The following is a 252-nucleotide window of genomic DNA, read 5'->3' on the forward strand; positions in this document are numbered from 1 at the left end:
GCCGGGGTGGGCGGTGACGGCGGGACCGGCGGGGCCGGCGGTCAAGCGACCACCGGCGGTAATGGTGGGGCCGGCGGGGTCGGCGGGGATGCGGGCGCGGTCGGCCAGGGCGGTGCCGGCGGTGACAGCGGCGGCGGGAATTTCGGGGCCAAGGGGGCGGCGGGTCAGCTGCCGACCGGAACGTCGGGGCATGGCGGTACCGGTGGTGCCGGTGGTGATGCGACCAGTCCGGGTCCGGGACCGGGCCACCTG

General features: G+C 78.6%; 1 pseudogene. It reads left to right on the forward strand.

The annotated features are described in order from the left end of the window. A pseudogene (locus ACZY1I_RS32315) lies at nucleotides 1-252 on the forward strand (PGRS repeat-containing protein); the annotation flags it as partial.

The organism is Mycobacterium sp. IDUB_37 (assembly GCF_055419245.1).